21 protein-coding genes and 1 tRNA gene are annotated in these 23126 nt (G+C 70.1%); 11 read left to right on the top strand and 11 right to left on the bottom strand.

Features of this window, described 5'->3' with window-relative positions; all coding sequences use genetic code 11:
* Positions 1–46: 46 nt before the first annotated feature.
* A complete protein-coding gene (locus QFZ58_RS20165) occupies positions 47–784 on the bottom strand; it encodes a CoA pyrophosphatase (protein WP_307126296.1) in 738 nt (245 codons plus the stop codon).
* A gap of 95 nt (positions 785–879) precedes the next feature.
* On the bottom strand, positions 880–1875 hold the full coding sequence (gene nth / locus QFZ58_RS20160) for an endonuclease III (RefSeq protein WP_373428571.1): 996 nt from the start codon (positions 1873–1875) through the stop codon (positions 880–882).
* 183 nt (positions 1876–2058) lie between these two features.
* Here nth and QFZ58_RS20155 point away from each other — a divergent pair, with 183 nt between their 5' ends.
* Entirely contained in the window at positions 2059–2733 is a 675-nt protein-coding gene (locus QFZ58_RS20155; RefSeq protein ID WP_014046869.1) for a Crp/Fnr family transcriptional regulator, read from the top strand.
* Positions 2734–2842: 109 nt separating this feature from the next.
* Here the strand turns inward: QFZ58_RS20155 and QFZ58_RS20150 are convergent, their stop codons facing one another.
* The 4 genes from QFZ58_RS20150 to QFZ58_RS20135 all read right to left on the bottom strand — a co-directional run bounded on the left by QFZ58_RS20150 (position 2843) and on the right by QFZ58_RS20135 (position 5392).
* Positions 2843–3685 carry an MBL fold metallo-hydrolase gene (locus tag QFZ58_RS20150; protein ID WP_307126295.1) on the bottom strand — a complete coding sequence of 281 codons (843 nt, stop codon included), beginning with the start codon at positions 3683–3685 and terminating at the stop codon, positions 2843–2845.
* Positions 3682–4611 carry an NUDIX hydrolase gene (locus QFZ58_RS20145; RefSeq protein WP_307126294.1) on the bottom strand — a complete coding sequence of 310 codons (930 nt, stop codon included), beginning with the start codon at positions 4609–4611 and terminating at the stop codon, positions 3682–3684. The genes QFZ58_RS20150 and QFZ58_RS20145 overlap by 4 nt, the downstream gene beginning before the upstream one ends.
* A gap of 155 nt (positions 4612–4766) precedes the next feature.
* The gene (locus QFZ58_RS20140; RefSeq protein ID WP_307126293.1) at positions 4767–5237 is read right to left on the bottom strand and encodes a RidA family protein; all 471 of its coding nucleotides are present in this window, start codon (positions 5235–5237) and stop codon (positions 4767–4769) included.
* Positions 5237–5392: a DUF4177 domain-containing protein gene (locus tag QFZ58_RS20135; protein WP_176101022.1), complete on the bottom strand. Its 156-nt coding sequence runs from the start codon at positions 5390–5392 to the stop codon at positions 5237–5239. Before QFZ58_RS20135 ends, QFZ58_RS20140 begins: the two co-directional genes overlap by 1 nt.
* 71 nt (positions 5393–5463) lie before the next feature.
* On the opposite strand from QFZ58_RS20135, the gene QFZ58_RS20130 reads away from it, so the two are divergent.
* Both QFZ58_RS20130 and QFZ58_RS20125 read left to right on the top strand, forming a co-directional pair.
* Entirely contained in the window at positions 5464–6528 is a 1065-nt protein-coding gene (locus QFZ58_RS20130) for an ArsA-related P-loop ATPase (RefSeq protein ID WP_307126292.1), read from the top strand.
* A complete protein-coding gene (locus QFZ58_RS20125) occupies positions 6525–7943 on the top strand; it encodes an ArsA family ATPase (protein ID WP_307126291.1) in 1419 nt (472 codons plus the stop codon). Before QFZ58_RS20130 ends, QFZ58_RS20125 begins: the two co-directional genes overlap by 4 nt.
* A gap of 68 nt (positions 7944–8011) precedes the next feature.
* On the opposite strand, the gene QFZ58_RS20120 is transcribed toward QFZ58_RS20125, so the two are convergent.
* A complete protein-coding gene (locus QFZ58_RS20120; RefSeq protein ID WP_307126290.1) occupies positions 8012–8362 on the bottom strand; it encodes a WhiB family transcriptional regulator in 351 nt (116 codons plus the stop codon).
* Positions 8363–8971: 609 nt separating this feature from the next.
* Between QFZ58_RS20120 and QFZ58_RS20115 the strand changes: the two genes are divergently transcribed.
* Positions 8972–11194: a transglycosylase domain-containing protein gene (locus QFZ58_RS20115; protein ID WP_307126289.1), complete on the top strand. Its 2223-nt coding sequence runs from the start codon at positions 8972–8974 to the stop codon at positions 11192–11194.
* A gap of 118 nt (positions 11195–11312) precedes the next feature.
* On the opposite strand, the gene QFZ58_RS20110 is transcribed toward QFZ58_RS20115, so the two are convergent.
* On the bottom strand, positions 11313–11777 hold the full coding sequence (locus tag QFZ58_RS20110) for a GatB/YqeY domain-containing protein (protein ID WP_307126288.1): 465 nt from the start codon (positions 11775–11777) through the stop codon (positions 11313–11315).
* Between the two features lie 79 nt (positions 11778–11856).
* On the opposite strand from QFZ58_RS20110, the gene QFZ58_RS20105 reads away from it, so the two are divergent.
* Positions 11857–12795 (top strand): metallophosphoesterase, encoded by a 939-nt coding sequence (locus tag QFZ58_RS20105; protein WP_307126287.1) that lies wholly within the window; start codon positions 11857–11859, stop codon positions 12793–12795.
* 99 nt (positions 12796–12894) lie between these two features.
* A tRNA-Pro gene (locus QFZ58_RS20100) sits at positions 12895–12968 on the top strand.
* A gap of 333 nt (positions 12969–13301) precedes the next feature.
* On the opposite strand, the gene QFZ58_RS20095 is transcribed toward QFZ58_RS20100, so the two are convergent.
* Positions 13302–13862: an NAD(P)H-dependent oxidoreductase gene (locus QFZ58_RS20095; RefSeq protein ID WP_307126286.1), complete on the bottom strand. Its 561-nt coding sequence runs from the start codon at positions 13860–13862 to the stop codon at positions 13302–13304.
* Between the two features lie 125 nt (positions 13863–13987).
* Here QFZ58_RS20095 and QFZ58_RS20090 point away from each other — a divergent pair, with 125 nt between their 5' ends.
* A complete protein-coding gene (locus QFZ58_RS20090; protein ID WP_307126285.1) occupies positions 13988–14650 on the top strand; it encodes a TetR/AcrR family transcriptional regulator in 663 nt (220 codons plus the stop codon).
* 201 nt (positions 14651–14851) lie between these two features.
* Here the strand turns inward: QFZ58_RS20090 and QFZ58_RS20085 are convergent, their stop codons facing one another.
* Positions 14852–16045: a damage-control phosphatase ARMT1 family protein gene (locus QFZ58_RS20085; RefSeq protein ID WP_307126284.1), complete on the bottom strand. Its 1194-nt coding sequence runs from the start codon at positions 16043–16045 to the stop codon at positions 14852–14854.
* A gap of 191 nt (positions 16046–16236) precedes the next feature.
* On the opposite strand from QFZ58_RS20085, the gene htpG reads away from it, so the two are divergent.
* Together htpG and QFZ58_RS20075 are read left to right on the top strand one after the other, a co-directional pair.
* The gene (gene htpG, locus QFZ58_RS20080; protein ID WP_307126283.1) at positions 16237–18153 is read left to right on the top strand and encodes a molecular chaperone HtpG; all 1917 of its coding nucleotides are present in this window, start codon (positions 16237–16239) and stop codon (positions 18151–18153) included.
* Positions 18154–18560: 407 nt separating this feature from the next.
* Positions 18561–19355, top strand: a complete 795-nt coding sequence (locus QFZ58_RS20075; protein WP_307126282.1) for an SGNH/GDSL hydrolase family protein — start codon at positions 18561–18563, stop codon at positions 19353–19355.
* A gap of 48 nt (positions 19356–19403) precedes the next feature.
* Here QFZ58_RS20075 and QFZ58_RS20070 read toward each other — a convergent pair whose 3' ends face one another.
* Positions 19404–20240, bottom strand: a complete 837-nt coding sequence (locus tag QFZ58_RS20070) for a bifunctional 2-polyprenyl-6-hydroxyphenol methylase/3-demethylubiquinol 3-O-methyltransferase UbiG (protein WP_307126281.1) — start codon at positions 20238–20240, stop codon at positions 19404–19406.
* 89 nt (positions 20241–20329) lie between these two features.
* Here QFZ58_RS20070 and QFZ58_RS20065 point away from each other — a divergent pair, with 89 nt between their 5' ends.
* On the top strand, positions 20330–22186 hold the full coding sequence (locus QFZ58_RS20065; RefSeq protein WP_307126280.1) for a prolyl oligopeptidase family serine peptidase: 1857 nt from the start codon (positions 20330–20332) through the stop codon (positions 22184–22186).
* A gap of 127 nt (positions 22187–22313) precedes the next feature.
* On the top strand, positions 22314–23093 hold the full coding sequence (locus tag QFZ58_RS20060) for an SURF1 family protein (protein WP_307126279.1): 780 nt from the start codon (positions 22314–22316) through the stop codon (positions 23091–23093).
* Positions 23094–23126: the final 33 nt, after the last annotated feature.

Below are 23126 nucleotides of genomic sequence, written 5' to 3'. Positions count from 1 at the left end.
GGGGTCCGGGCCAGGCCCGGAACAGCGCAGCACGGGGGTCAGCCTGTCATGCGCGCCAGTCGAGCGGCACCTGCTTGGCGCGGTCCCAGGGGCGTTCCCAGCCCGCGTAGTGCACGAGACGATCGATCAGGCCGGCTGTGAAGCCCCAGACCAGCGCGGATTCGACCAGGAATGCCGGGCCCTTGTGACCGCTCGGGTGGACGGCCGTCGCACGGTTGGCCGGATCCGTGAGATCCGCCACGGGGACGGTGAACACCCGGGCGGTCTCGGCCGGATCGACCACTCCCACGGGGCTGGGAGCTCTCCACCAACCGAGGACGGGCGTGACCACGAAACTGCTCACCGGGATGTAGAGCCGGGGCAGTACGCCGAAGATCTGGACACCGGCGGGATCGAGGCCGGTCTCCTCCTCAGCCTCCCGCAGCGCCGCCCTGAGCGGCCCGGAGGTCTCGGGGTCGCCGTCCTCCGGATCGAGGGAGCCGCCGGGGAAGGACGGCTGGCCGGCATGGGAGCGCAGGGTGCCGGAGCGCTCCATCAGCAGCAGTTCAGGGCCTCGCTCACCCTCGCCGAAGAGGATCAGGACGGCGGACTGGCGGCCCGCACCGCTCTCCGGCGGCAGGAAGCGACTGAGCTGCTGGGCACGGACGCTCCGCGCGGTCTGCGCCACCGGGCCCAGCCAGCCGGGCAGGCCCTCGGTCGTGACGGTGATCGCACTGTCGTCCGGCGCGCCTGGTTCCGTGGTGGCCGCCTCTCGTGCGGTCCTCATGCTCTGTACGTGCGTCATGGGCACCCCCGTCGCTTTCTACCGTCGCTTTCAACGCCTGCCGCCGGCCATTTCGTTCCGAGCGGTGCCGTCGGGCACGCTCATGGGGGTGGGTATCACCCGGCTCCGAGGGGCGGAGCCGGCCTGCCCGGGTAGTCCGGAGGCGGGCTGAGCCGCTGGCCCGGGTAACCGCCCATCTCGTACTTCAGAAGCTTCTTGGCCTTCTCCGGGTCCGTCTCCCCCTCGCCGTAGGCGGGGCAGAGCGGGGCGATCGGACAGGCACCGCAGGCGGGCTTGCGGGCGTGGCAGATGCGTCGGCCGTGGAAGACGACGCGGTGGGACAGCATCGTCCATTCGCTCTTGGGGAAGATCGCGGCGATGTCCGCCTCGACCTTCTCCGGGTCCTCCTGCTCGGTCCACTTCCATCGGCGGACCAGCCGGCCGAAGTGGGTGTCCACCGTGATGCCGGGCACACCGAACGCATTGCCCAGGACGACGTTCGCCGTCTTGCGGCCGACGCCTGGCAGCGTCACGAGATCTTTCAGACGGCCCGGCACCTCACCGCCGAAGTTGTCCCTGAGGGACGCCGACAGACCCATGAGGGAGCGGGCCTTGGCCCGGAAGAACCCGGTCGGCCGGATGATCGCCTCCAGCTCCTCGGGCACGGCGGCCGCCATGTCCTCGGGTGTCGGATAGCGGGCGAAGAGGGCGGGAGTGGTCTGGTTCACCCTCAGGTCGGTGGTCTGGGCGGAGAGGACCGTGGCCACCAGCAGCTCGAACGGATTGCGGAAGTCCAGTTCGGGGTGGGCGTACGGGTAGACGTCGGCGAGCTCGCGGTTGATCCGGCGGGCACGGCGCACCATCGCCAGACGCGACTCCGGCTTCGCGGTCCCCTTCCCCGCTCCGGCCGCCCGCGGTGAGGCCGACCGAGACGATGCTGCCGCTCCGGCCGCTTGCGCGGCAGGAGCCGCGCCCTTGCCCGGGGACGCTCCCGACGGGCGCTTTGCGGCATTTCTACGGCGCTGTCCAGGCTGTTCGCCCACAGCGGAATTCTCGTCCTCCGACACCCCATCAGCCCCCTCGACCTGCGTTCTCACCGGCTTTCCGGACACTCGGCCAGCCTAGAGCCACGGACTGACATCCGCCCCGGTCACCGCGCATCCACGCCGATCGGCCCCCTGCCGTAGGGCCCGGCACGACCGTGCGTCAAACTGGTTTGTGATCGATCGCACTGTTTTACCGTCCGGCATCATGGGGACCACGCTTCCCTGAACAGGCCGACAAGGAGAGAACTCGTGGACGACGTTCTGCGGCGCGCCCCGCTTTTCGCGGCGCTCGATGACGAGCAGGCCGCGGAGCTCCGCGCCTCGATGAGTGAGGTGACCCTCGCGCGCGGCGACGCGCTGTTCCACGAGGGTGACCCGGGGGACCGCCTCTATGTGGTGACCGAGGGCAAGGTGAAGCTCCACCGCACGTCCCCCGACGGGCGGGAGAACATGCTGGCCGTCCTCGGTCCCGGTGAGCTGATCGGGGAGCTCTCGCTCTTCGACCCGGGCCCGCGCACCGCCACCGCGACGGCGCTGACCGAGGTCAAGCTCCTCGGCCTCGGCCACGGCGACCTCCAGCCCTGGCTGAACGCGCGCCCCGAGGTGGCCACGGCGCTGCTGCGCGCCGTCGCCCGCCGACTGCGCAAGACCAACGACCAGATGTCCGACCTGGTCTTCTCCGACGTGCCGGGCCGTGTCGCCCGTGCGCTCCTCGACCTGTCGCGCCGTTTCGGCGTGCAGTCGGAGGAGGGCATCCACGTCGTGCACGACCTGACCCAGGAAGAACTGGCCCAGCTCGTCGGCGCCTCCCGCGAGACGGTCAACAAGGCCCTCGCGGACTTCGCCGGCCGCGGCTGGCTGCGCCTCGAGGCCCGCGCCGTGATCCTGCTGGACGTGGAGCGGCTGGCGAAGCGGTCCCGCTGACGCCCTGCCGCCTATCCGCTCCGCGAGGGGCCCCGCCGTCCGGCGGGGCCCCTCGGCGTGTCCGGGGCATCCGCCCGAGCCGCGGAGGCCGGGCCGCAGCCGTCCAGGCCTACTGGTCGGCCTCTATGAGCCCGTGCTCGGCGAGATACTCCAACTGGGCCCGGACCGACAGTTCGGCCGCGGGCCACAGGGAGCGGTCGACGTCCGCGTAGACGGCCGCCACGACCTGCGCGGGCGTACGGTGGCCGGCCTCCACGGCCGTCTCGACCTGGGCCAGCCGGTGGGCCCGGTGGGCGAGGTAGAACTCGACGGCGCCCTGGGCGTCCTCCAGCACGGGACCATGCCCCGGCAGCACGGTACGCACCCCGTCGTCGACGGTCAGCGAGCGCAGCCGGCGCAGCGTGTCCAGGTAGTCGCCCAGCCGCCCGTCCGGGTGCGCGACGACCGTCGTCCCCCTTCCGAGAACCGTGTCGCCCGTCAGTACGGCGCGGTCTGCGGGGATGTGGAAGGAGAGCGAGTCCGCGGTGTGCCCCGGGGTGGGGACGACCCGGAGTTCGAGGCCTCCGGTGGTGATCACATCGCCTGCCGCCAGCCCCTCGTCGCCGAGGCGCAGCGCCGCGTCCAGGGCGCGCACCTTCGTGCGTGTGAGCTCGGCGAACCGTGCGGCGCCCTCCGCGTGGTCGGGATGGCCGTGCGTCAGCAGCGTGAGCCCGATGCGGCGCCCGGCCCGCTCCGCGGTGTCGATGACGGCCCGCAGGTGTACGTCGTCGAGCGGCCCCGGGTCGATCACGACCGCCAGATCGGAGTCCGGCTCGGCGACGATCCAGGTGTTCGTGCCGTCCAGCGTCATCGCGGAGGCGTTGGGTGCGAGGACGTTGACCGCCCGGGCCGTGGCGGGGCCGGAGAGGGCGCCGCCCCGGGGGCGGCCGGGCAGTGCCGCGGCGTCGCTCACGGTGCGCCACCGCCCTTGCGGCCGGCGTCCCGAGCGGCGGACGCGGCCCCGGTCGCGGCCGGAACGTGCTGCGTGAACTCGTCGTGCCCCGGCCAGCTCAGCACCAGCATGTCACCGTCCATACGGGCTTCTGCCAGCACGGGAGTGAGGTCCTGGGCACTTGCTGCCTCCAGGGCCTCCGCGGCTGTCCCGTACGGCCTCAGCGCGCGCAGTGTGGCCACGGTCGGCGGCATCATCAGGAGTTCTCCCCGGTCGTAGCGGTCGGCGGCGTCCCCGGGACGGATCCAGACCGTCCGGTCGGCCTCCGTGGAGACGTTCCGGGTCCGCTGGCCTTCCGGGAGCGCGGCGACGAAGAACCAGGTGTCGTACCTGCGCGGCTCGAACTCCGGAGTGATCCAGCGGGCCCACGCGCCGAGCAGGTCGGAGCGCAGGACGAGGCCCCGGCGGTCCAGGAATCCGGCGAAGGACAGCTCACGGGCCACGAGGGCCTCGCGGTCGGCCTCCCAGTCGGCGCCCGTGGTGTCGCTCACCACCGTCCCGGCGGTCGGCCCGGCCAGCAGGACGCCCGCTTCCTCGTACGTCTCACGGACCGCGGCGCAGACGACGGCCTGCGCCTCGGCCACCGTGTCGACGCCCAACCGCCGGGCCCAGCTCTCCAGTGACGGCCCCGCCCACCCCACGAGGTGGTCGTCGTCGCGCGGGTCCACCCCGCCACCCGGATAGGCGTAGGCACCCCCGGCAAAAGCCATGGAGGTGCGCCGCCGGAGCATGTGGACGGCCGGACCCCGGCCGTCCGGCCCCGGACGGCCGTCCCTCAGCAACATCACCGTGGCCGCGCGCCTAGGGGTCACGACCTTCAGATCGCCACCGGCGAGGGCCCGGATCCGGGCGGGCCATTCCGGTGGGTACCACTGACCGTTGGGCATGGCCGGAGGCTATCCGGAAGCGCGCCGATGTTCGAGACCCACCCGGGCGCAAGGAGTCCGTGGGACCGGTCGGCCGCACCCTGCCGAAGACGCCCCTCACGCACGTGATCCCGCCCCGCCGGCAGGGCGGGGCGGGATCAGCGGGACGGCACGGCTCAGTCCTCGACGAGTTCGACCTGGATCTCGATCTCCACCGGTGCGTCCAGGGGCAGCACCGCGACGCCGACGGCGCTGCGGGCGTGCACGCCCTTGTCACCCAGGACAGCGCCCAGCAGCTCGCTCGCGCCGTTGACGACGCCCGGCTGCCCGGTGAAGTCGGAGGCCGAGGCGACGAAGCCCACCACCTTCACGACCCTGGCGATCCGGTCCAGGTCACCGGCGACCGACTTCACGGCAGCCAGGGCGTTCAGCGCGCACGTCCTGGCGAGCTCCTTGGCCTCGTCCGCCGTCACCTCGGCGCCGACCTTGCCGGTCACGGCCAGCTTGCCGTCCACCATCGGCAACTGGCCGGAGGTGTACACGTACACCCCGGAGCGCACCGCCGGCTGGTACGAGGCCAGCGGCGGGACGACGGCCGGAAGCGTCAGGCCGAGCTCGGCGAGCTGCGCCTCGACGGCGCCCGCCACTACGACTTCTCCCGCTTCAGGTAGGCCACGAGCTGCTCGGGGTTCGGGCCGGGCACGACCTGGACCAGCTCCCAGCCGTCCTCGCCCCAGGTGTCCAGAATCTGCTTGGTCGCGTGCACGAGAAGGGGCACGGTCGCGTATTCCCACTTGGTCATGAGCCGACTGTAATGCCTGGCACAGGTGGCCTCGTGCGTAGCCTGCCTGCCGACTGGTTAGGCTCGAAGACGTGAGCAGGTTCCAGGTCGTCAGCGGCAAGGGCGGTACCGGTAAGACCACGGTCGCCGCCGCCCTCGCGCTCGCCCTCGCGACCGAGGGCAGGCGCACCCTCCTCGTCGAGGTCGAGGGCAGACAGGGCATCGCCCAGCTCTTCGAGTCCGAGGCCCTTCCCTACGAGGAGCGCCGGATCGCCGTGGCCCCGGGGGGCGGGGAGGTCCACGCCCTGGCGATCGACGCGGAGCGCGCGCTCCTGGACTACCTCCAGATGTTCTACAAACTGGGCAGCGCGGGCCGGGCGCTCAAGAAGCTCGGCGCGATCGACTTCGCCACCACCATCGCGCCCGGGGTCCGGGACGTCCTGCTGACCGGCAAGGCCTGTGAAGCGGTACGCCGCAAGGACAAGCAGGGCCGGTTCGTCTACGACTACGTGATCATGGACGCACCGCCCACCGGCCGCATCACCCGCTTCCTCAACGTCAACGACGAGGTGGCGGGGCTGGCGCGGATCGGCCCGATACACAATCAGGCGCAGGCGGTGATGCGCGTCCTGAAGTCCTCCGAGACGGCGGTCCACCTGGTGACACTCCTGGAGGAGATGCCGGTCCAGGAGACGGCGGACGGCATCGCGGAGCTGCGTGCCGCCGAACTGCCCGTGGGAAGGGTCGTGGTGAACATGGTGCGGCCCCACCTGCTGGACGAGGAGGCGCTGCGTACGGCCTCGGGGGGCCGTCGCAAGGAGCTCGCGAAGGCGCTGACCCGGGCCGGTGTGACCGGCTCGGCCGGGCTCGTACGCCCGCTGGTCGAACAGGCGGCCGAACACGCCCAGCGGGTGGCCCTCGAGCGTGAGCAGCGAGCGGTGCTGGCCGGACTGGGGCTGCCCACCGCCGAGCTCCCCCTGATGGGCGAAGGGATGAGCCTGTCCGCCCTCTACGAACTGGCGTCCGAGTTCCGTAAACAGGGTGTGGGCGACGAGACGGCCGACGTCGCGGGGCAGGTGTCCGGGGTGGGGAGGGGACGCGGCTCCGGGCAACGAGGCTCCGGACGAAACGGTTCCGGACGAGGGGTGGGGTCATGACACTGGGCACGGACATCGCACCGGGACTGGACACCGACGCACTGCTGGACGACCCGGGAATCCGAATCGTCGTCTGCTGCGGTTCGGGCGGTGTCGGCAAGACCACGACAGCGGCGGCGCTGGGTGTGCGGGCGGCCGAGCGCGGCCGCAAGGTCGTCGTCCTGACCATCGACCCGGCCCGCCGGCTCGCCCAGTCGATGGGCATCGACCGGTTGGACAACGTCCCGCGCCGGGTCGAGGACATCGACGGTGCCGGTACCGGTGAACTGCACGCCATGATGCTCGACATGAAGCGCACGTTCGACGAGACCGTCGAGGCGCACACGGACGCCGAGCGGGCTCGCGCGATCCTGCAGAACCCCTTCTACCAGTCCCTGTCGGCCGGGTTCGCCGGCACTCAGGAGTACATGGCGATGGAGAAGCTCGGGCAGCTGAGGGCACGCGACGACTGGGACCTGATCATCGTCGACACCCCTCCGTCCCGCTCCGCCCTCGACTTCCTGGACGCGCCGAAACGTCTCGGCTCCTTCCTGGACGGGAAGTTCATCCGGTTGCTGCTCGCCCCGGCGAAGATCGGTGGGCGAGCAGGGATGAAGTTCCTCAACGTCGGTATGTCGATGATGACGGGAACTCTCGGCAAGTTGCTCGGCGGTCAGTTCCTCAGGGACGTACAGACCTTCGTCGCGGCAATGGACTCCATGTTCGGCGGTTTCCGCACCCGGGCCGACGCCACGTACAAACTGCTGCAGGCGCCCGGCACGGCGTTCCTCGTGGTGGCGACGCCGGAGCGGGACGCGCTGCGCGAGGCCGCGTACTTCGTCGAGCGGCTGGCCGCGGAGGAGATGCCACTGGCCGGTCTGGTGCTCAACCGGGTGCACGGCAGCGGGGCCGCTCGGCTCTCCGCGGAGCGGGCGCTGGCCGCCGCAGAAAATCTTGACGGCGTCGGCATTGTGGATCAGACGGCCGGGAAGGCTGGCCTTTGTGACCCGGTGGACGCACCGGCCGTCACCTCTCCCGAAGCCCCTGAGTCACCGCTCTCCCCCGAGCCGCAGGACCGAACACACCACACCTCCGAGCCGCAGGACCGGACCGCAACCGCCCCTGAGCCGCCCGACCGGCCCGCACCCCATGACCCCTCCGCGCCGTCCGCGCCGTCCGCAGCGGACAGGGGCGCGGCTCCGGCCACCGACCTGGTGTCCGTGGAGCAGCTGGCCGCAGGCCTGCTGCGGCTGCATGCCGAGCGGATGCAGGTCGTCGCGCGCGAGCAGCGGACGCGTGACCGCTTCACCGCGATGCACCCCGAGGTCCCGGTGGCCGAGGTGGCTGCGCTCCCCGGTGACGTGCACGACCTCTCAGGCCTTCGGGCCATCGGGGAACGGCTCGCGACCGGTTCCGCACCGGCCGGAGCTGCTTAGACCCGCCTGCGGGCCTCTCTGCGGGACCGCCCGCGCGCGGTCCCGACGCGGCGGCGCAGGTCACGCCCTCACCCCACGGCGGCGTACGTCTCGTGCAGTTCGTCGTCGTCCAGGCCCACGGCCGCGGGCAGCATGCCCGTCGACCGCTCGTACTCACTGCGCGCGGTCTCCAGCAGACGACGCCAGGACGTGACGGTGGGCCGGCGACGCAACAGTGCACGGCGCTCCCGCTCCGTCATCCCGCCCCACACGCCGAACTCGACGCGATGGTCCAGCGCATCGGCCAGGCACTCGGTCCGCACCGGACAACCGGTGCACACCGCCTTGGCCCTGTTCTGCGCTGCCCCTTGTACGAACAATTCATCCGGATCGGTAGTGCGGCAGGCTGCCTGCGCACTCCAGTCGGTTACCCAGCCCATGCCGGCGCCGTCCTCTCCCGAATCGAGGCTCCCCCACGGCGGTAGCGGCATATTCACCGCTGCCAGTTGAGGACGTTACGGAAGGTGGCGACAGCACAACACCCCCTTCGGGCCCAATCTTGAATGGCCCGAACGGACTATGCGTACGCGGCAGATCACCCAGAGGAGTGATGGGGGGACATGCGTGACCCTCCCGACGCAATCGGGACAGAATACCCAAGACGCGACGGACATTCGGTGACACATGAGGCGAATTCGGGAACGCCGCACGGGTGGCTGAATCGCGCGAGGGCGGTGCACGGGGGTTGATGCGCGGTCGGACTGCTGTGACAGTTGAGAGCAGCTTAGGCCAACGCCTGTACGCCTGTCCGGCGAATGAGAAGGTAGCTGCCGCGCACCGCTCTGCCCCAGGCCGGGAGGCGGGCCGGACGCACACGGCCCTGCCCCGACGGCGTCCGGGCACGTACGCGACGGCGTCGGGCGAGTACGCGGCGACCGTCGGTGCCGGAACCGGGCCGGACGGACCCGGATGTCACGATCCGGCACTGGAACATCTTGAGAGGCGCCCGCTCCACCGGAACGCTCTCCCCTACGGATTAGGCTGCCCCCATGCCAAAGAAGCGCTCAGGCGGGGGTCTCACGACGACCCAGCAGGCCGCCAAGTTCCTCGGTGTCGCCGCACTCTCCGGAGCGGTACTGGCCGGCATCGCGCTGCCGGCCGCCGGCGCACTGGGGCTCGCAGCCAAGGGGACGGTCGAGGGATTCGACGAGATCCCGTCCAATCTCAAGACTCCACCGCTGAGCCAGCGGACAACGATCCTGGACAACGAGGGTGGCGCGATCGCCACCGTCTACTCACGCGACCGCACCGTCGTCCCGCTCAAGGACATCTCTCCGTACATGCAGGACGCGATCGTCGCGATCGAGGACTCGCGCTTCTACGAGCACGGCGCCGTGGACCTCAAGGGCATCCTGCGCGCGATGAACCGCAATGTGCAGGCGGGCGGAGCCGCCGAGGGCGCCTCGACACTCACCCAGCAGTACGTGAAGAACGTGTTCGTCGAGGAGGCCGGTGACGACCCGGACAAGGTCGCCGAGGCAACCCAGCAGACCCTGGGCCGCAAGGTCCGCGAGCTGAAGTACGCGATCCAGGTCGAGGAAGAACTCGGCAAGAAGAAGATCCTGGAGAACTACCTCAACATCACGTTCTTCGGACAGCAGGCCTACGGCGTCGAGGCGGCCTCGCAGCGCTACTTCTCCAAGCACGCCAAGGACCTGAAGCTCGAGGAGGCCGCGATGCTGGCCGGCCTCGTCCAGTCGCCGACCCGCTACGACCCGGTCAACGACAAGGAAGAGGCGGCCAAGCGCCGCAACACCGTCCTGCAGCGCATGGCTGCCGTGGGCGACATCTCGCAGGACGAGGCGGCCAAGGCCATCGCCGCGCCGATCGAGCTGAAGGTGAAGAAGCCGAAGAACGGCTGCATCACCGCCGTCAGCGGTTCGGGGTTCTTCTGCGACTACGTACGCCAGACGATCCTCACCGACCCGGCCTTCGGCAAGACGGAGGAGGAGCGCTCCAAGCTCTGGAACCTCGGCGGTCTGACGGTCAAAACCACGCTTTCCCCGCGCGCGCAGGAGGCCGCCAACGAGGCCGCCACCTCGAAGGTCAACAAGGATGACAAGGTCGCCGCCTCGGTGGTGCAGGTCGAGCCCGGTTCCGGCAAGATCCTCTCGATGGGCCAGTCCCGCCCGTACGGCCTGGACCAGAAGCAGCACGAGACGGTGCTCAACCTCGCCGTCAGCAACAAGATGGGCGGCAGCACCTTCGGTTTCCAGGTCGGTTCGACCTTCAAGCCGATCACCGCGGCGGCCGCCCTGGAGAAGGGCATCAGCCCGGCGCAGACCTTCGACACGGAATGGAAGACCTCCCTTCCGCTCAACACGTACAAGACCTGCGCCGGTGGCCCCGCCGGCGGCGGCGACTGGTCCGTGCAGAACGAACTGGAGTCCGAGAAGGGCTCCTTCGACATGACGAGCGCCCTCGGCAAGTCCATCAACACCTACTTCGCGATGCTGGAGCAGAAGGCCGGCCTCTGCGAGACCCTCACGATGGCCAAGAAGGTCGGCTACCAGCGCGGCAACGGCAAGCCGCTCACGGAGAACCCCTCCATCACGCTCGGCACCACGGAGAGCACTCCGCTCGCCATGGCGTCCGCGTACGCCGCGTTCGCCAACCGCGGCATGTTCTGCACGCCGATCGCCATCGAGTCGATCACGGACGCCAACGGCAGGAAGCTGAAGGTTCCCGCGTCGGACTGCTCGCGCGCGATGAGCGAGAACACCGCGGACACGATCAACCAGATGCTCAAGGGCGTCGTCGAGGACGGCACCGGCACCCAGGCCGGCCTCACCGACCGCGACAACGCGGGTAAGACGGGTACGACCGAGAACCGCGTGGACGCCTGGTTCGTCGGCTACACACCGAACCTGTCCACGGCGGTGTGGGTCGGCGCCGACATCGGCAAGAAGGTGCCGATGTACGACATCAACATCGGCGGCCAGTACTACGACAAGGTCTGCGGCGGCTGTCTGCCGGGGCCCATCTGGAAGACGGCGATGACCGGTGCGCTGAGCGCGTCGGAGACCCCGTCCTTCAATCCGATCTCGGTGCCGCGCGCCAAGCCGGCTGAGGACAAGGCGAAGGACAAGGGTAAGGGCCGCGACCGCGACGACGACAAGGGCGGCGACGAGGACCCGATCGGCGGCATCACCTTCCCGCCCGGCGTCATCGGTGGGAACGACGGCGGCACGCGCGGCGGCAACGGTCCCTGACCGTCCGGCTCCCGCACGGGGCTGAGGGACATCGCGGACCGCATGCAGGAAACAGCAAGGAGGGGTGCTCCCCGGCCGGGAGCACCCCTCCTTGTCGCGTCGTACGCTTCGCCGGCCTTCAGCCCGCGAGGAGCTTCTTCACAGTGGCAGCCACTCGGCCGCCCTCCGCGAGCCCTGCGACCTTCGGCCCGACGATCTTCATGACGGCACCCATGGCGCGCGGCCCCTCGGCCCCGGCGGCCTTGGCCTCCGCGACGGCCTGCGCCACGATCGCGCCGAGCTCGTCGTCGGAGAGCTGCTTGGGCAGATAGGCGTCGAGCAGCTCCCCCTCGGCCCTCTCCCGCTCCGCCTGCTCGGTCCGGCCGCCCTGCGCGAAGGCCTCGGCCGCCTCGCGGCGCTTCTTCGCCTCCCTGGCGATCACCTTCTGCACCTCGTCGTCCGAGAGCTCACGCGCGGACTTGCCGCTGACCTCTTCCTTGGTGATCGCGGTGAGGGTGAGCCGAAGGGTGGACGAGGTGAGCTCGTCACGCGCCTTCATGGCCGTGGTGAGGTCTTCCTTGAGCTTGGACTTGAGCGTGGTCATGCGGCGATTGTGACAGGTACGGGGCACCTGTCGCCCGTCTGTTTTCGTCCCGCCGCACCGGGTCTGCGACGATGGGCACATGCGCGCACGCTACGGAGTACCCCTGAAAGTCACGGCAGTCGGCGCGGCGGTCGGCGCCGCAGGCCTCGTGTACGCGGCCGGGTTCGAGGCTCGCTCGTTCCGTCTGCGACGGATCGTCGTTCCCGTACTCCCGCACGGGGCACGCCCCTTGCGCGTGCTCCAGGTCTCCGACATCCACATGGTGAGCGGCCAGGGCAAGAAGCGCGCCTGGCTGCAGTCGCTGGCGGGACTGCGCCCGGACTTCGTCGTGAACACCGGCGACAACCTCTCCGACCCGGACGCCGTACCCGAGGTGCTCGACGCCCTGGGTCCGCTGATGGAGTTCCCCGGGGTGTACGTCTTCGGCTCCAACGACTACTACGGCCCGAAGCTCCGCAACCCGGCCCGCTACCTCCTGGAGAAGGTCCAGGGGAAGCACGGCCTCAACGGGAACACCCCGGCCGTCGGCGCCGTCCACAACCCGTGGCAGCCGATGCGGGACGCCTTCGACGAGGCGGGCTGGCTGAATCTTTCCAACACCCGGGGCCGGCTCAAGGCGGACGGGCTGGAGATCGCGTTCACCGGCCTGGACGACCCCCACATCAAGAGGGACCGCTACGCAGAGGTCGCCGGCGGCCCCGAGACGGGTGCCGATCTCTCCATCGGCGTGGTGCACGCCCCGTACCTGCGCTCCCTGGATGCCTTCACCTCGGACGGCTACCCCCTGATCCTCGCCGGTCACACCCACGGCGGTCAGCTCTGCATCCCCTTCTACGGCGCCCTCGTCACCAACTGCGACCTGGACACGGACCGGGTGAAGGGGCTCTCCAGCCACACGGTCGGCGACAAGCGCGCGTATCTCCACGTCTCGGCGGGCTGCGGCACGAACCGCTACACCCCGGTCCGCTTCGCCTGCCCTCCGGAAGCGACGCTGCTGACGCTGACGCCCCGCGACTGACGGCCGTCGGCACCCGGGGGCGGGGGGCAGAAACCGGATTTCGCCTCCGGGCGCCGGTGGGCTAAAGTAATCGATGTCGCCGAGACAATCGGTGGACATCGGGGTGTAGCGCAGCTTGGCAGCGCGCTTCGTTCGGGACGAAGAGGTCGTGGGTTCAAATCCCGCCACCCCGACAGCTGAAATAGCAGGTCAGAGGGCCCAGTGTGTAAGTTGCACTGGGCCCTCTGCCGTTTGCCCACTTCCGTACCCCTGCCCCTTGGCAGCCTTTGCCCGTCGAGCACGGGTGAGCTCCGTGCGAACGGCTCGACCCGTTCCTTCGAGGTCATGCGAAGGAACGGGTCGAGATTCATCAACGGGTTTCCGGTCACGGGCACGAAGCGCCTCGGTGCTGCCGAGCGGCCCGGCACCGTGCACCGGCCCGGCGCGAAGTGCCGCCTGGGCCCGTCCGGGGTGGGCGCCTGAGGCAGCGCGGTGATCTTCGGCGCACCGCCGTCGCGGCACTCGGATCAGGCAGCAGCGGCCGTGGTCTGCTCGGCGACCTGGCGCAGGACCTCGGTCAGCTGGGTGACGACCTCGGCGTCGTCGGCCGGGTGGAGTTCGGCGAAGCGGGTCACGGAACCGGGGATGGACAGCTTCACGTCCGCAAGGACTGCGCCGCCGGCGATCCCGGCAGCCTTGCGGACGTCGTCCTGCGCCCAGACGCCGCCGTACTGACCGAAGGCCGTACCGACGACGGCGACCGGCTTGCCGGACAGGGCGCCCGCGCCGTACGGGCGGGACAGCCAGTCGATCGCGTTCTTGAGGACGGCCGGCATGGTGCCGTTGTACTCGGGGGAGAAGAGCAGGAAGGCGTCGGCCTGGCCCGCGGCCTCACGCAGGCGGGCGGCGGCAGCCGGAACGCTGCCCTCGATGTCGGTGTCCTCGTTGTAGAAGGGCACGTCGGCCAGGCCCTCGAAGAGTTCGATGTCGGCACCCGCGGGCGCGTGCTTGACGGCGGCCTCGGCGAGCTGACGGTTGTGGGAGCCGGCGCGGAGGCTGCCTACGAGGGCGAGAATGCGAACAGACACGGGATAACTCCTGAGGGCATGGGCAGGGGCGGAGGAACGAAGCAAGCGGACCGCAGTCCGTTTACCGTTGTACCACCTAAACGGACCGCGGTCCACATAGGCAGTTCTGGGGCTACCCTGAAGGCATGACCGGTCCTGATCCCCAGCTGCCCGGGCCGCCCAGCTCCGGTGCGACCCGGACGCACCTTCCGCTCGCCCCCCTCGGCGAGCCCGAGCCGCTGCGGGCGGACGCGGCGCGCAACCGCACGCGGCTGCTGGAAGCCGCCTCACGCCTCATGGGTGGCTGCGGAGCCGCCAACCTGACGATGGAAGCTGTCGCGTCCGCCGCGGGAGTGGGCAAGGGAACCGTCTTCCGGCGCTTCGGCGACCGCACCGGCCTGCTCATCGCGCTCCTCGACCACCGCGAGGCATTGCTGCAGGCCGCCTTCCTCTCCGGGCCGCCACCCATGGGGCCGGGTGCCCCCGCCACGGAGCGGCTGCACGCCTTCGGCCCCGCCGTGATGCGCCACGACCGCGACCACCACGAGCTGATCCTGGCCTCCCGGACCGACCCGTTGCGCGCCTACGCCGTTCCGGCGTTCCGTCTGCGGCTCAGCCATGTCGCCCTGCTGCTGAGGCAGTTGAAGGTACAGGGCAACACCGAGCTGCTCGCGCACACCCTGCTCGGTTCGGTCGACGCGACGCTCGTCCACCACCTCACCCGGGAACGCGGCGTGCCGATCGAGGAGTTGGAGCAGGGCTGGCACGACTTGGTCACCCGCGTCCAAGGACCCCTCGGACACCCATGAGGGCCGCACTGTCCGGTACGGCCCCGGCCCGGACACCCTAAGGGTTGTCCCGCAATCCCCGGCGGGCGCACGACGACAGCTACGGCACCTCACCGCGTTGTCGGAACGCCCGAATACATCCAGTATGCGGACGTCCCTCCGCCTTGCGATGCACCGCATCTGACGCCGCGCGCTGGTCCACCAGGGATTACGGGACACCCCTTAGGCGCGGGCCTGGACCAGGGCGTGCGTGCCGCTGGTGCGCCATTCCCGGCCGGACCTCTCCAGCGTGCTCCACGTCCGGGGGGCGAGCCCGACGACGACGTCGGACTTCAGCGTCCGCAGCGCGGCGACCGCTCCGGGGAAGTACGCCGTACGGTCCGCGAAGGGCGTCGTCGCGTCCCACAGCCGGTCCCCCACGAGGCGGCGGTAGTTGAGGTCACCCTTCAGGATCGTCACTCCGGCGGTTCCGAAGTCCTCACGCAGATCCGCGGGCATGTCTTCGTAGGGCAGGGGCGCGCAGAAGAACGCGTGGGCGCGCACCTCCAGACGCCCGGTTCGCATCGCGGCCCAGAGGCGTGCGCCGGCTTCGCCGGCCTCGCCAGGTGCCTGGACCAGGCGGCGCAGGCAGTCGATGACGTCGGCCGTCGTCGCGTCGGAGACGTAGTACGGGTAGGGCTTGACGTGGAGAACGGCGTGCTCCGCGTGGCCGTGTCCGAGGAGGTGGTCAAGGAGGACCAGGTCGGGGATCAGCTCCCGTCCGGCGTTGTCCGCCACCAGGGACACGGTGGCCGCCGCCCCCGCGGGGAGCAGCGACCACAGCAGGGCGCTGTCGTCGGCGACCAGGCCGGTGGCGGCGTCGCCGGGCGGCTCGTCCGCCGCCCTGAAGCCCAGGTCCGCGCGGTTACCCCAGAGGGAGGCGTGCAGCAGGGCGTGGGCACGCTCGTCGGCCGGGCCGGCGGCGAGAGCGTCCAGGGAGCGCAGTTCGTCATCCACCGTGCTGCCCCGCAGTTCGGCCTGCTTGAAGGGGGCGAACGGGTCGATACCCTGCCACGGGCCGTCGCCGAAGTGGTCCACAGCCGCGAGGAGTTTGCGGTAGAAGTAGCTCTCGGACCAGAGGAAAGGGGCGTTGAACCACGGCCGCCCGAAGTACTCCCGGCCCCCTTGCAGCCAGCGGTCGCGGTCCGGGCTCGTCGGGTCGAGCGGTTCGACGACGCCCTGGGTGATCTCGTGCAGCAGCGCGTCGAGGGCGGCGTGCTGGCGAGGACCGTACGGAAAGGCCTCGCGTACCTGCCGGATGAGCGCCGGATGGCGCCTGGCCAGCACACCGTGGGCGAACGTCCCGGGCTCGCTGCCGGTGATGACCTGCGCGCCGGGGCCGTGTGCGTCCGTCGGACCTTGATCTCTGTCACCCATGGTGGCCAGTCTGCCCGGTCACGGCGTCGCGCAGGCCCTGCCGGCGCGCGAACGCTCCATGCCCCGGTGTCCTACGTGTCACCGGCCCGGCGTCCGACCGGTCGCCGTGAAGCGGCCCATGGGGGCGGCCGGGCCTGGTTACGATATGTCTCGGCTCAGATGACTTAACCCCAGAAAGGGAACCTGCACCCATGCCGGCCGAGACATTCGAGTTTCAGGTAGAAGCGCGCCAGCTCCTGCAGATGATGATCCATTCGATCTACTCGAACAAGGACGTCTTTCTGCGTGAGCTCATCTCCAATTCTTCGGACGCGCTGGACAAGCTGCGACTGGAAACTCTCCGCGACGAAACCCTCCAGGCGGACACGTCCGACCTCCACATCGCCATCGAGGTCGACAAGGAGGAGCGCACGCTGACCGTGCGCGACAACGGCATCGGGATGTCGCACGACGAAGTCGTGCAGCTGATCGGAACGATCGCTAATTCCGGTACGGCCAAGTTCCTGCGGGAATTGAAGGAGGCCAAGGACTCGGCGGCCTCCGAGGAACTCATCGGGCAGTTCGGCGTGGGCTTCTACTCGAGCTTCATGGTGGCGGACGAGGTCACGCTGCTCACCCGCCGGGCCGGTGAGACCACCGGCACGCGCTGGCAGTCCAGCGGCGAGGGCACGTACACCGTCGAATCCGTCGACGACGCCCCTCAGGGCACTTCGGTCACGCTGCGGCTGAAGCCGGAGGACACCGAGGACAAGCTCTTCGACTACACGTCCCCCTGGAAGATCCGGGAGATCGTCAAGCGGTACTCCGACTTCATCACCTGGCCGATCCGCATGGAAGCCCCTGCGGCCGGCGAGGACGGCGCCGAGCCCGGGACCGAGACGGTCAACTCGATGAAGGCGCTGTGGGCGCGGTCCAAGGATTCCGTGACCGATGAGGAGTACAGCGAGCTGTACAAGCACATCAGTCATGACTGGACCGACCCGCTCGAGACCATCCGCATGCAGGCGGAGGGCACCTTCGAATACCAGGCACTGCTCTTCCTGCCGTCGCACGCGCCGCAGGACCTGTTCATGCAGGGACACAAGCGCGGAGTTCAGCTCTATGTGAAGCGCGTCTTCATCATGGACGACTGCGAAGCGCTCATGCCGACGTACCTCCGTTTCGTGAAGGGCGTCGTCGACGCGCAGGACCTCTCGCTGAACGTGTCCCGCGAGATCCTGCAGCAGGACCGCCAGATCGAACTGATGCGGCGACGGCTGGTGAAGAAGGTTCTCTCGACGGTCAAGGACATGATGTCCGCCTCCCCGGAGAACTACCTGACGTTCTGGAAGGAGTTCGGCCGGGTCCTCAAGGAAGGGCTGCTCCAGGACTTCGAGAACCGTGACGCCATCCTCGAGGTCTGCTCGTTCGCCTCGACGCAGGACGAGGAAGGGCTGACCACCCTGCGCTCGTACGTGGAGCGCATGAAGGAGGGTCAGGAGCAGATCTACTACATGACCGGCGAGTCGCGTGCCGCCATGGAGAGCTCGCCCCACATGGAGGCCTTCCGGGCCAAGGGCCTCGAAGTCCTCCTCCTCACCGACCCCGTCGACGAGGTCTGGGTCCAGTCGGTTCCCGAGTTCGACGGCAAGCAGCTGCAGTCGATCGCCAAGGGCGAGGTCGACCTCGACACCGACGAGGAGAAGAAGGAGGTCGAGGCCGAGCGCGAGAAGCAGCAGCAGGAGTACGCCGGCCTGCTGACCTGGATGTCCGAGCAGTTGGGTGAGTACGTGAAGGAGGTACGGCTCTCCTCCCGGCTCACCGTGTCACCGGCCTGCATCGTCTCGGACACGCACGATGTCACTCCCGCCCTGGAGAACATGTACCGCGCCATGGGTCAGGAGGTACCCCAGATCAAGCGCATTCTGGAGCTGAATCCCTCCCATGCGCTGATCAGCGGACTGCGCAGGGCTCACGCCGAGGGCGGTGGCGAAGGGGACGCCGCCGGCGAACTGGCCGAGACCGCCGAGCTGGTCCACGGGCTGGCCCTGCTGTCGGACGGCGGCGAGCTGAGCGATCCCGCACGTTTCAGCAGGCTGATGGCGGACCGGCTGGAGCGCACCCTGTAAGACGCGCCTGTCACTCGGATCTGCGGCCGCCGGAGAACCTGGCGGCCGCAGTCGTGTGTGCGGGACAAGGAAGCCCGGACGTACCTGCCCGCGCGGGAGAGAAGAGGGGCTCCGAGTCCTGCGCTCCAGGCGGCCGCCAAGGCGACGCCTGAGGACTGAGGCCTGAGGACTGAGGCCTGATGGTGACTCAGCGGAGACGTGAAGGGTCGTGCATGGCCCCGGAACTCGCCCGTTCGAGGCTCCGCAGAAGGTTTATCTACGCGCGGAGCCGCAACGCCCGAACGGTCATTCGGGCATATCAGACGACTTCCTGCAGGGTCATTACCGACGGGTACCGCGAGCTGCTACAAACGTGCTGGCTCTACGAACTCCCCACCCGTCCCCCACACTTCGAAGGGCTGACAGCCATGTCAGTACGTTCCTTCTGGGCCTCCCTCTCCGCTCTCGCCATCGGTGCCGCGGCCGTACTCGGCCTGGCACAGCCGGCATCGGCGGCCGGCGGCGACTACGTCGCTCTCGGTGACTCCTACTCGTCCGGTGTCGGCGCCGGCAGCTATACCTCCGAAAGCGGTAACTGCCAGCGCAGCACCAAGGCATACCCGTACCTCTGGGCGGCGGCGAACTCGCCGTCGTCGTTCACCTTCGTCGCCTGCTCGGGCGCGACGACGGCCGGTGTGGCCGGCGGCCAACTGGGTGCGCTGAAGTCGTCGACGACCCTCATCAGCCTCACCGCCGGAGGTAACGACGTCGGGTTCGCCGACGTGATGCAGACCTGTGTCCTGCAGAGCGAGGCGACCTGTGTGAGCCGCGTCGGCACCGCGGTCGCGCAGATGCAGAACACGCTGCCGGGCAACCTCGACTCGCTCTACAGCAGCATTCGTTCACGCTCCCCGCAGGCCCGCGTCGTGGTGCTGGGGTATCCCCGCTTCTACCAGCTCTCCGGCAGTTGCATCGCGGGGCTCACCGAGAACGAGCGCAGCGCGATCAACAACGCCTCGGGGGTCCTGAACGGGGTGCTCGCCAAGCGCGCCGCCGACCACGGATTCGCCTTCTCCGGCGTGGTGGACGAGTTCACCGGACATGAGCTCTGCTCCGGGGACGCATGGCTCCACAGCGTGACGGTTCCGATCACCAACTCGTACCACCCCAAGGCGATCGGGCAGTCGAACGGATACCTGCCGGCCTTCCGTTCCTCGGTCTGACGCGCGTGGTCTGACGCGCGTGGCCCGACGCGCGTAGCCCCGTTCCGGTCAGTCGGTGACCGGCTGCGACGCCTTGATGGAGTACATCATCGGGATGCGCGGCCGGTCTGCGGGAAAGCGGTGGTAGCCGTCCGCATGCCGCTCGAGGGCCTGGTACCGGGCGAAGAGCGAGACGTCGTGTTCGTGCAGGAACTCGATCCGCAGCCCGGCCCCCGCCAGCGCCGAGACGACCTCGCCGACCGGATGCTGCCATTCGACACTGCGGTTGTGGACGGTCGCCGCGTCGGCGTCCGCGTACGTGCCGGGCGACTCGTCCACCCACGGGTCACGGCTGAAGTAGTCGTACGTGACCGTCGAGCCGGTCTCGTCGTCCAGGCAGTCGGTCAGCGGATGGGACTCCGCGAGGTAGAGGAACCCGCCGGGTGCGACCAGCGAGGCGGCGGTCTCCGCCCAGCGGTTCACGTCCGGCAGCCAGTTCAGCGCGCCGGTCCCCGTGTAGACGATGTCGTACGCGGAGTCAGGCACCGCTTCGGCCGCGTCATACACGTCCGCGGTCACGAACGCCGCCTTCTCCGGCTGCAGATCCAGTGCACGGGCCAGTCCACGCGCCGTCTCGACGGCAGGCTCGGAGAAGTCGAGACCGACGACGTGTGCGGCACCGTGACGGGCCCACGAGAGGGTGTCCAGCCCGATGTGGCACTGCAGGTGCAGCAGCGTCCGGCCGGTCACGTCCCCGACCTCCGCGAGCTCGAAGTCGCGGAGGGAGTCCTTGCCGGCACGGAAGGCATCCAGGTCGTAGAAATCGCCGGTCGCGTGGATGGCAACGCGCTCGTCCCAGCGCGCACGGTTGGCCTCGTGCCAGTCGTCGGGGGTCGGTGCGTACATACCGAAAAGTTACCCACAGGGTGGGGGTGCCCGCCAGTAGTTATCCACAGGCCCCCCGGCATCGGATCCGCATCGGGTTGGATGGGGCCATGAGCGACACAGACAACGACGCGTCCGTACCGCAGCGGCAGCAGGCGGCGGGAGGCCCGGCGCCCGGCGGGGCCCAGCCGCCGGAGTGGGAGCAGCGTTTCCGGGCTGCCCGCGTGTCCCTGCCCGACTGGGCCGAGGACGCCCCTGACCGCGCGCTCTTCGTCTCCAACGCCACCGGTACCTACGAGCTGTACGCATGGGACCGGGCGAACGGCGAGCAACGCCAGGTGACGGACCGGCCCAACGGGACCACCGACGGGGTGCTGACCCCGGACGGCGAGGCGATCTGGTGGTTCGCCGACACCGACGGCGACGAGTTCGGTGTGTGGATGCGCCAGCCCTTCGAGGGTGGCGCCGACGAACCGGCCGTGCCGGGTCTTGAACCCTCCTACCCGGCGGGGCTCGCGATCGGGCGGGACGGGACCGCGGTGATCGGCCGGTCGACGGACGAGGACGGCACCACCGTGCACGTGGTGCGCGCCGGCGCGGAGCCGGCCGAGATCTACCGGCACCGGGAGTCGGCCGGGGTGGGGGACCTGTCGCACGACGGCACGCTCATCGCGCTCGAGCACACGGAGCACGGGGACGCCATGCACTCCGCGCTACGGGTGGTGCGCCCGGACGGTTCGACGGTCGCCGAGCTGGACGACACCGAGGGCGGCACGAAGGAGCTGGGCCTTTCGGTGCTGGGTTTCGCCCCGGTCGCGGGTGACAACCGGCTGCTCGTCGGGCATCAGCGCCGCGGACGGTGGGAGCCTATGATCTGGGATCCCGTCGCGGGGACCCAGACGGACCTCGCGGTCGATCTGCCCGGGGACGCGGGTGCCGAGTGGTATCCGGACGGGTCGGCTCTGCTCCTCCAGCACAGTTTCGAGGCCCGCAGCGAGCTCTGGCGGTACGAGCCGGGCGCGCCCGCGCCGGTGCGTGTCGAGACCCCGAGCGGCACGGTGTCGGGCGCCACGGCCCGCCCCGACGGCACGGTGGAGTTCCTGTGGTCCTCGGCCGCGCAGCCGCCCGCCGTACGGTCGACGTCGGGTGCCGTCGTCCTCGACCCGCCGGGGGCGAGGGCGCCTGCCTCCGTGCCGGTGCGGGACGCCTGGGTGGAGGGCCCCGGGGGCCGCGTCCACGCCTTGGTGCAGACCCCGGCCTCCGGTGACGGCCCGTTCCCCACGGTGTTCGAGATACACGGTGGGCCCACCTGGCACGACAGTGACGCGTTCGCGTCCGGGCCCGCCGCCTGGGTGGACCACGGCTTCGCCGTGGTCCGGGTCAACTACCGCGGATCGACCGGTTACGGCCGCGCCTGGACGGACGCGCTCAAACACAGGGTCGGGCTGATCGAGCTGGAGGACATCGCGGCGGTGCGGGACTGGGCGGTCGCGTCGGGGCTCGCCGACCCGGCCCGGCTGGTCCTGGCCGGTGGCTCGTGGGGCGGCTACCTGACCCTGCTCGGGCTGGGCACACAACCGGACTCCTGGGCGCTCGGGCTGGCCGCGGTCCCGGTCGCCGACTACGTCACCGCCTACCACGACGAGATGGAGGCGCTGAAGGCCATGGACCGGACGCTGCTGGGCGGGACGCCGGAGGAGGTTCCGGAGCGTTTCGCCGCATCGTCGCCGCTGACCTATGTGGACGCGGTGCGCTCCCCGGTCTACATCTCGGCCGGCGTCAACGACCCGCGCTGCCCGATCCGCCAGGTGGAGAACTACGTGGAGCGGCTCGCAGCACGCGGTGCCGTCCACGAGGTGTACCGGTATGACGCGGGACACGGTTCCCTCGTCGTCGAGGAGAGGATCAAACAGGTCCGGCTGGAGCTGGACTTCGCGCTGAGGCACCTGGGCCGGGCGGGGGCGTGAGGCCCTGACCGGCGGTCCGGTCCGCAGCCGCCCGCGAGGCGCCGGAAGCAGGGCGGCTGGCATAAGGCGCGGATAAATGGGGCACCCCGCTCCGGGCATCCGGAGCGGGGAACCGTACCGTGGAGGGGTGTACCGGTTCCTGCTGACCCCGCGATGGTGGGGGATCAACCTCTTCGTCGTGCTGGCGATCCCGTTCTGCGTGTTCATGGGCACGTGGCAGCTCGGCCGCTTCGAGGACCGCGTGCAGTCGCACGAAGAGGCCGAGAAGCAGCCCGCTCCGGGGACCCGGGCCCCCGAGCCGCTCGACGACCTGCTGCCCGTGAGTACGAAGACCTCCGGCCGCCCCGCTGTGGCCACGGGAACGTACTCGGACCAGTTCCTGGTTCCCGGCCGCGAGTTGGACGACCGCACCGGCTTCTATGTGCTGGATCTGCTGCGTACCGACAGCGGCAAGGCGCTGCCGGTCGTACGGGGCTGGCTGCCCGGCACCCCGGGCGGCACCGAGGTACCCGCGGCGCCGCGGGGCAAGGTCACCGTGACCGGCGACCTGCAGGCCTCCGAGAACACCAGCAGTGATGGCGTCGACCTCCGGGGTGGTCTCCCGGAGGGCCAGCTCGGCATGATCAGCGCCGCGTCGCTGGTCAATCTCGTCCCGTACGACGTCTACGACGCCTGGGTGACGCTGACGGAGCCCGAGGCCGGTGGTACGGGCGGCGCGATGCGGCCGGTGCCCGCTGCGGCGGCGCAGGGCAGTGGCCTGGACCTCAAGGCGTTCCAGAACCTCGGCTACACCGGCGAGTGGTTCGTCTTCGGTGGCTTCGTGCTCTTCATGTGGTTCCGGCTCGTACGCCGTGAGGCGGAAGCCGCGCGGGACGTCGAACTGGGGCTCGCGGCCGACGCCGACTGAGGGCCGACGACCGCGGAGCCGTGCGGGCGCGCA

Source organism: Streptomyces sp. B1I3 (assembly GCF_030816615.1).
GTDB lineage: Bacteria > Actinomycetota > Actinomycetes > Streptomycetales > Streptomycetaceae > Streptomyces.
The sequence above is the reverse complement of the archived record's forward strand: the minus strand, read 5'-3'. Positions and strand labels throughout refer to the sequence as shown.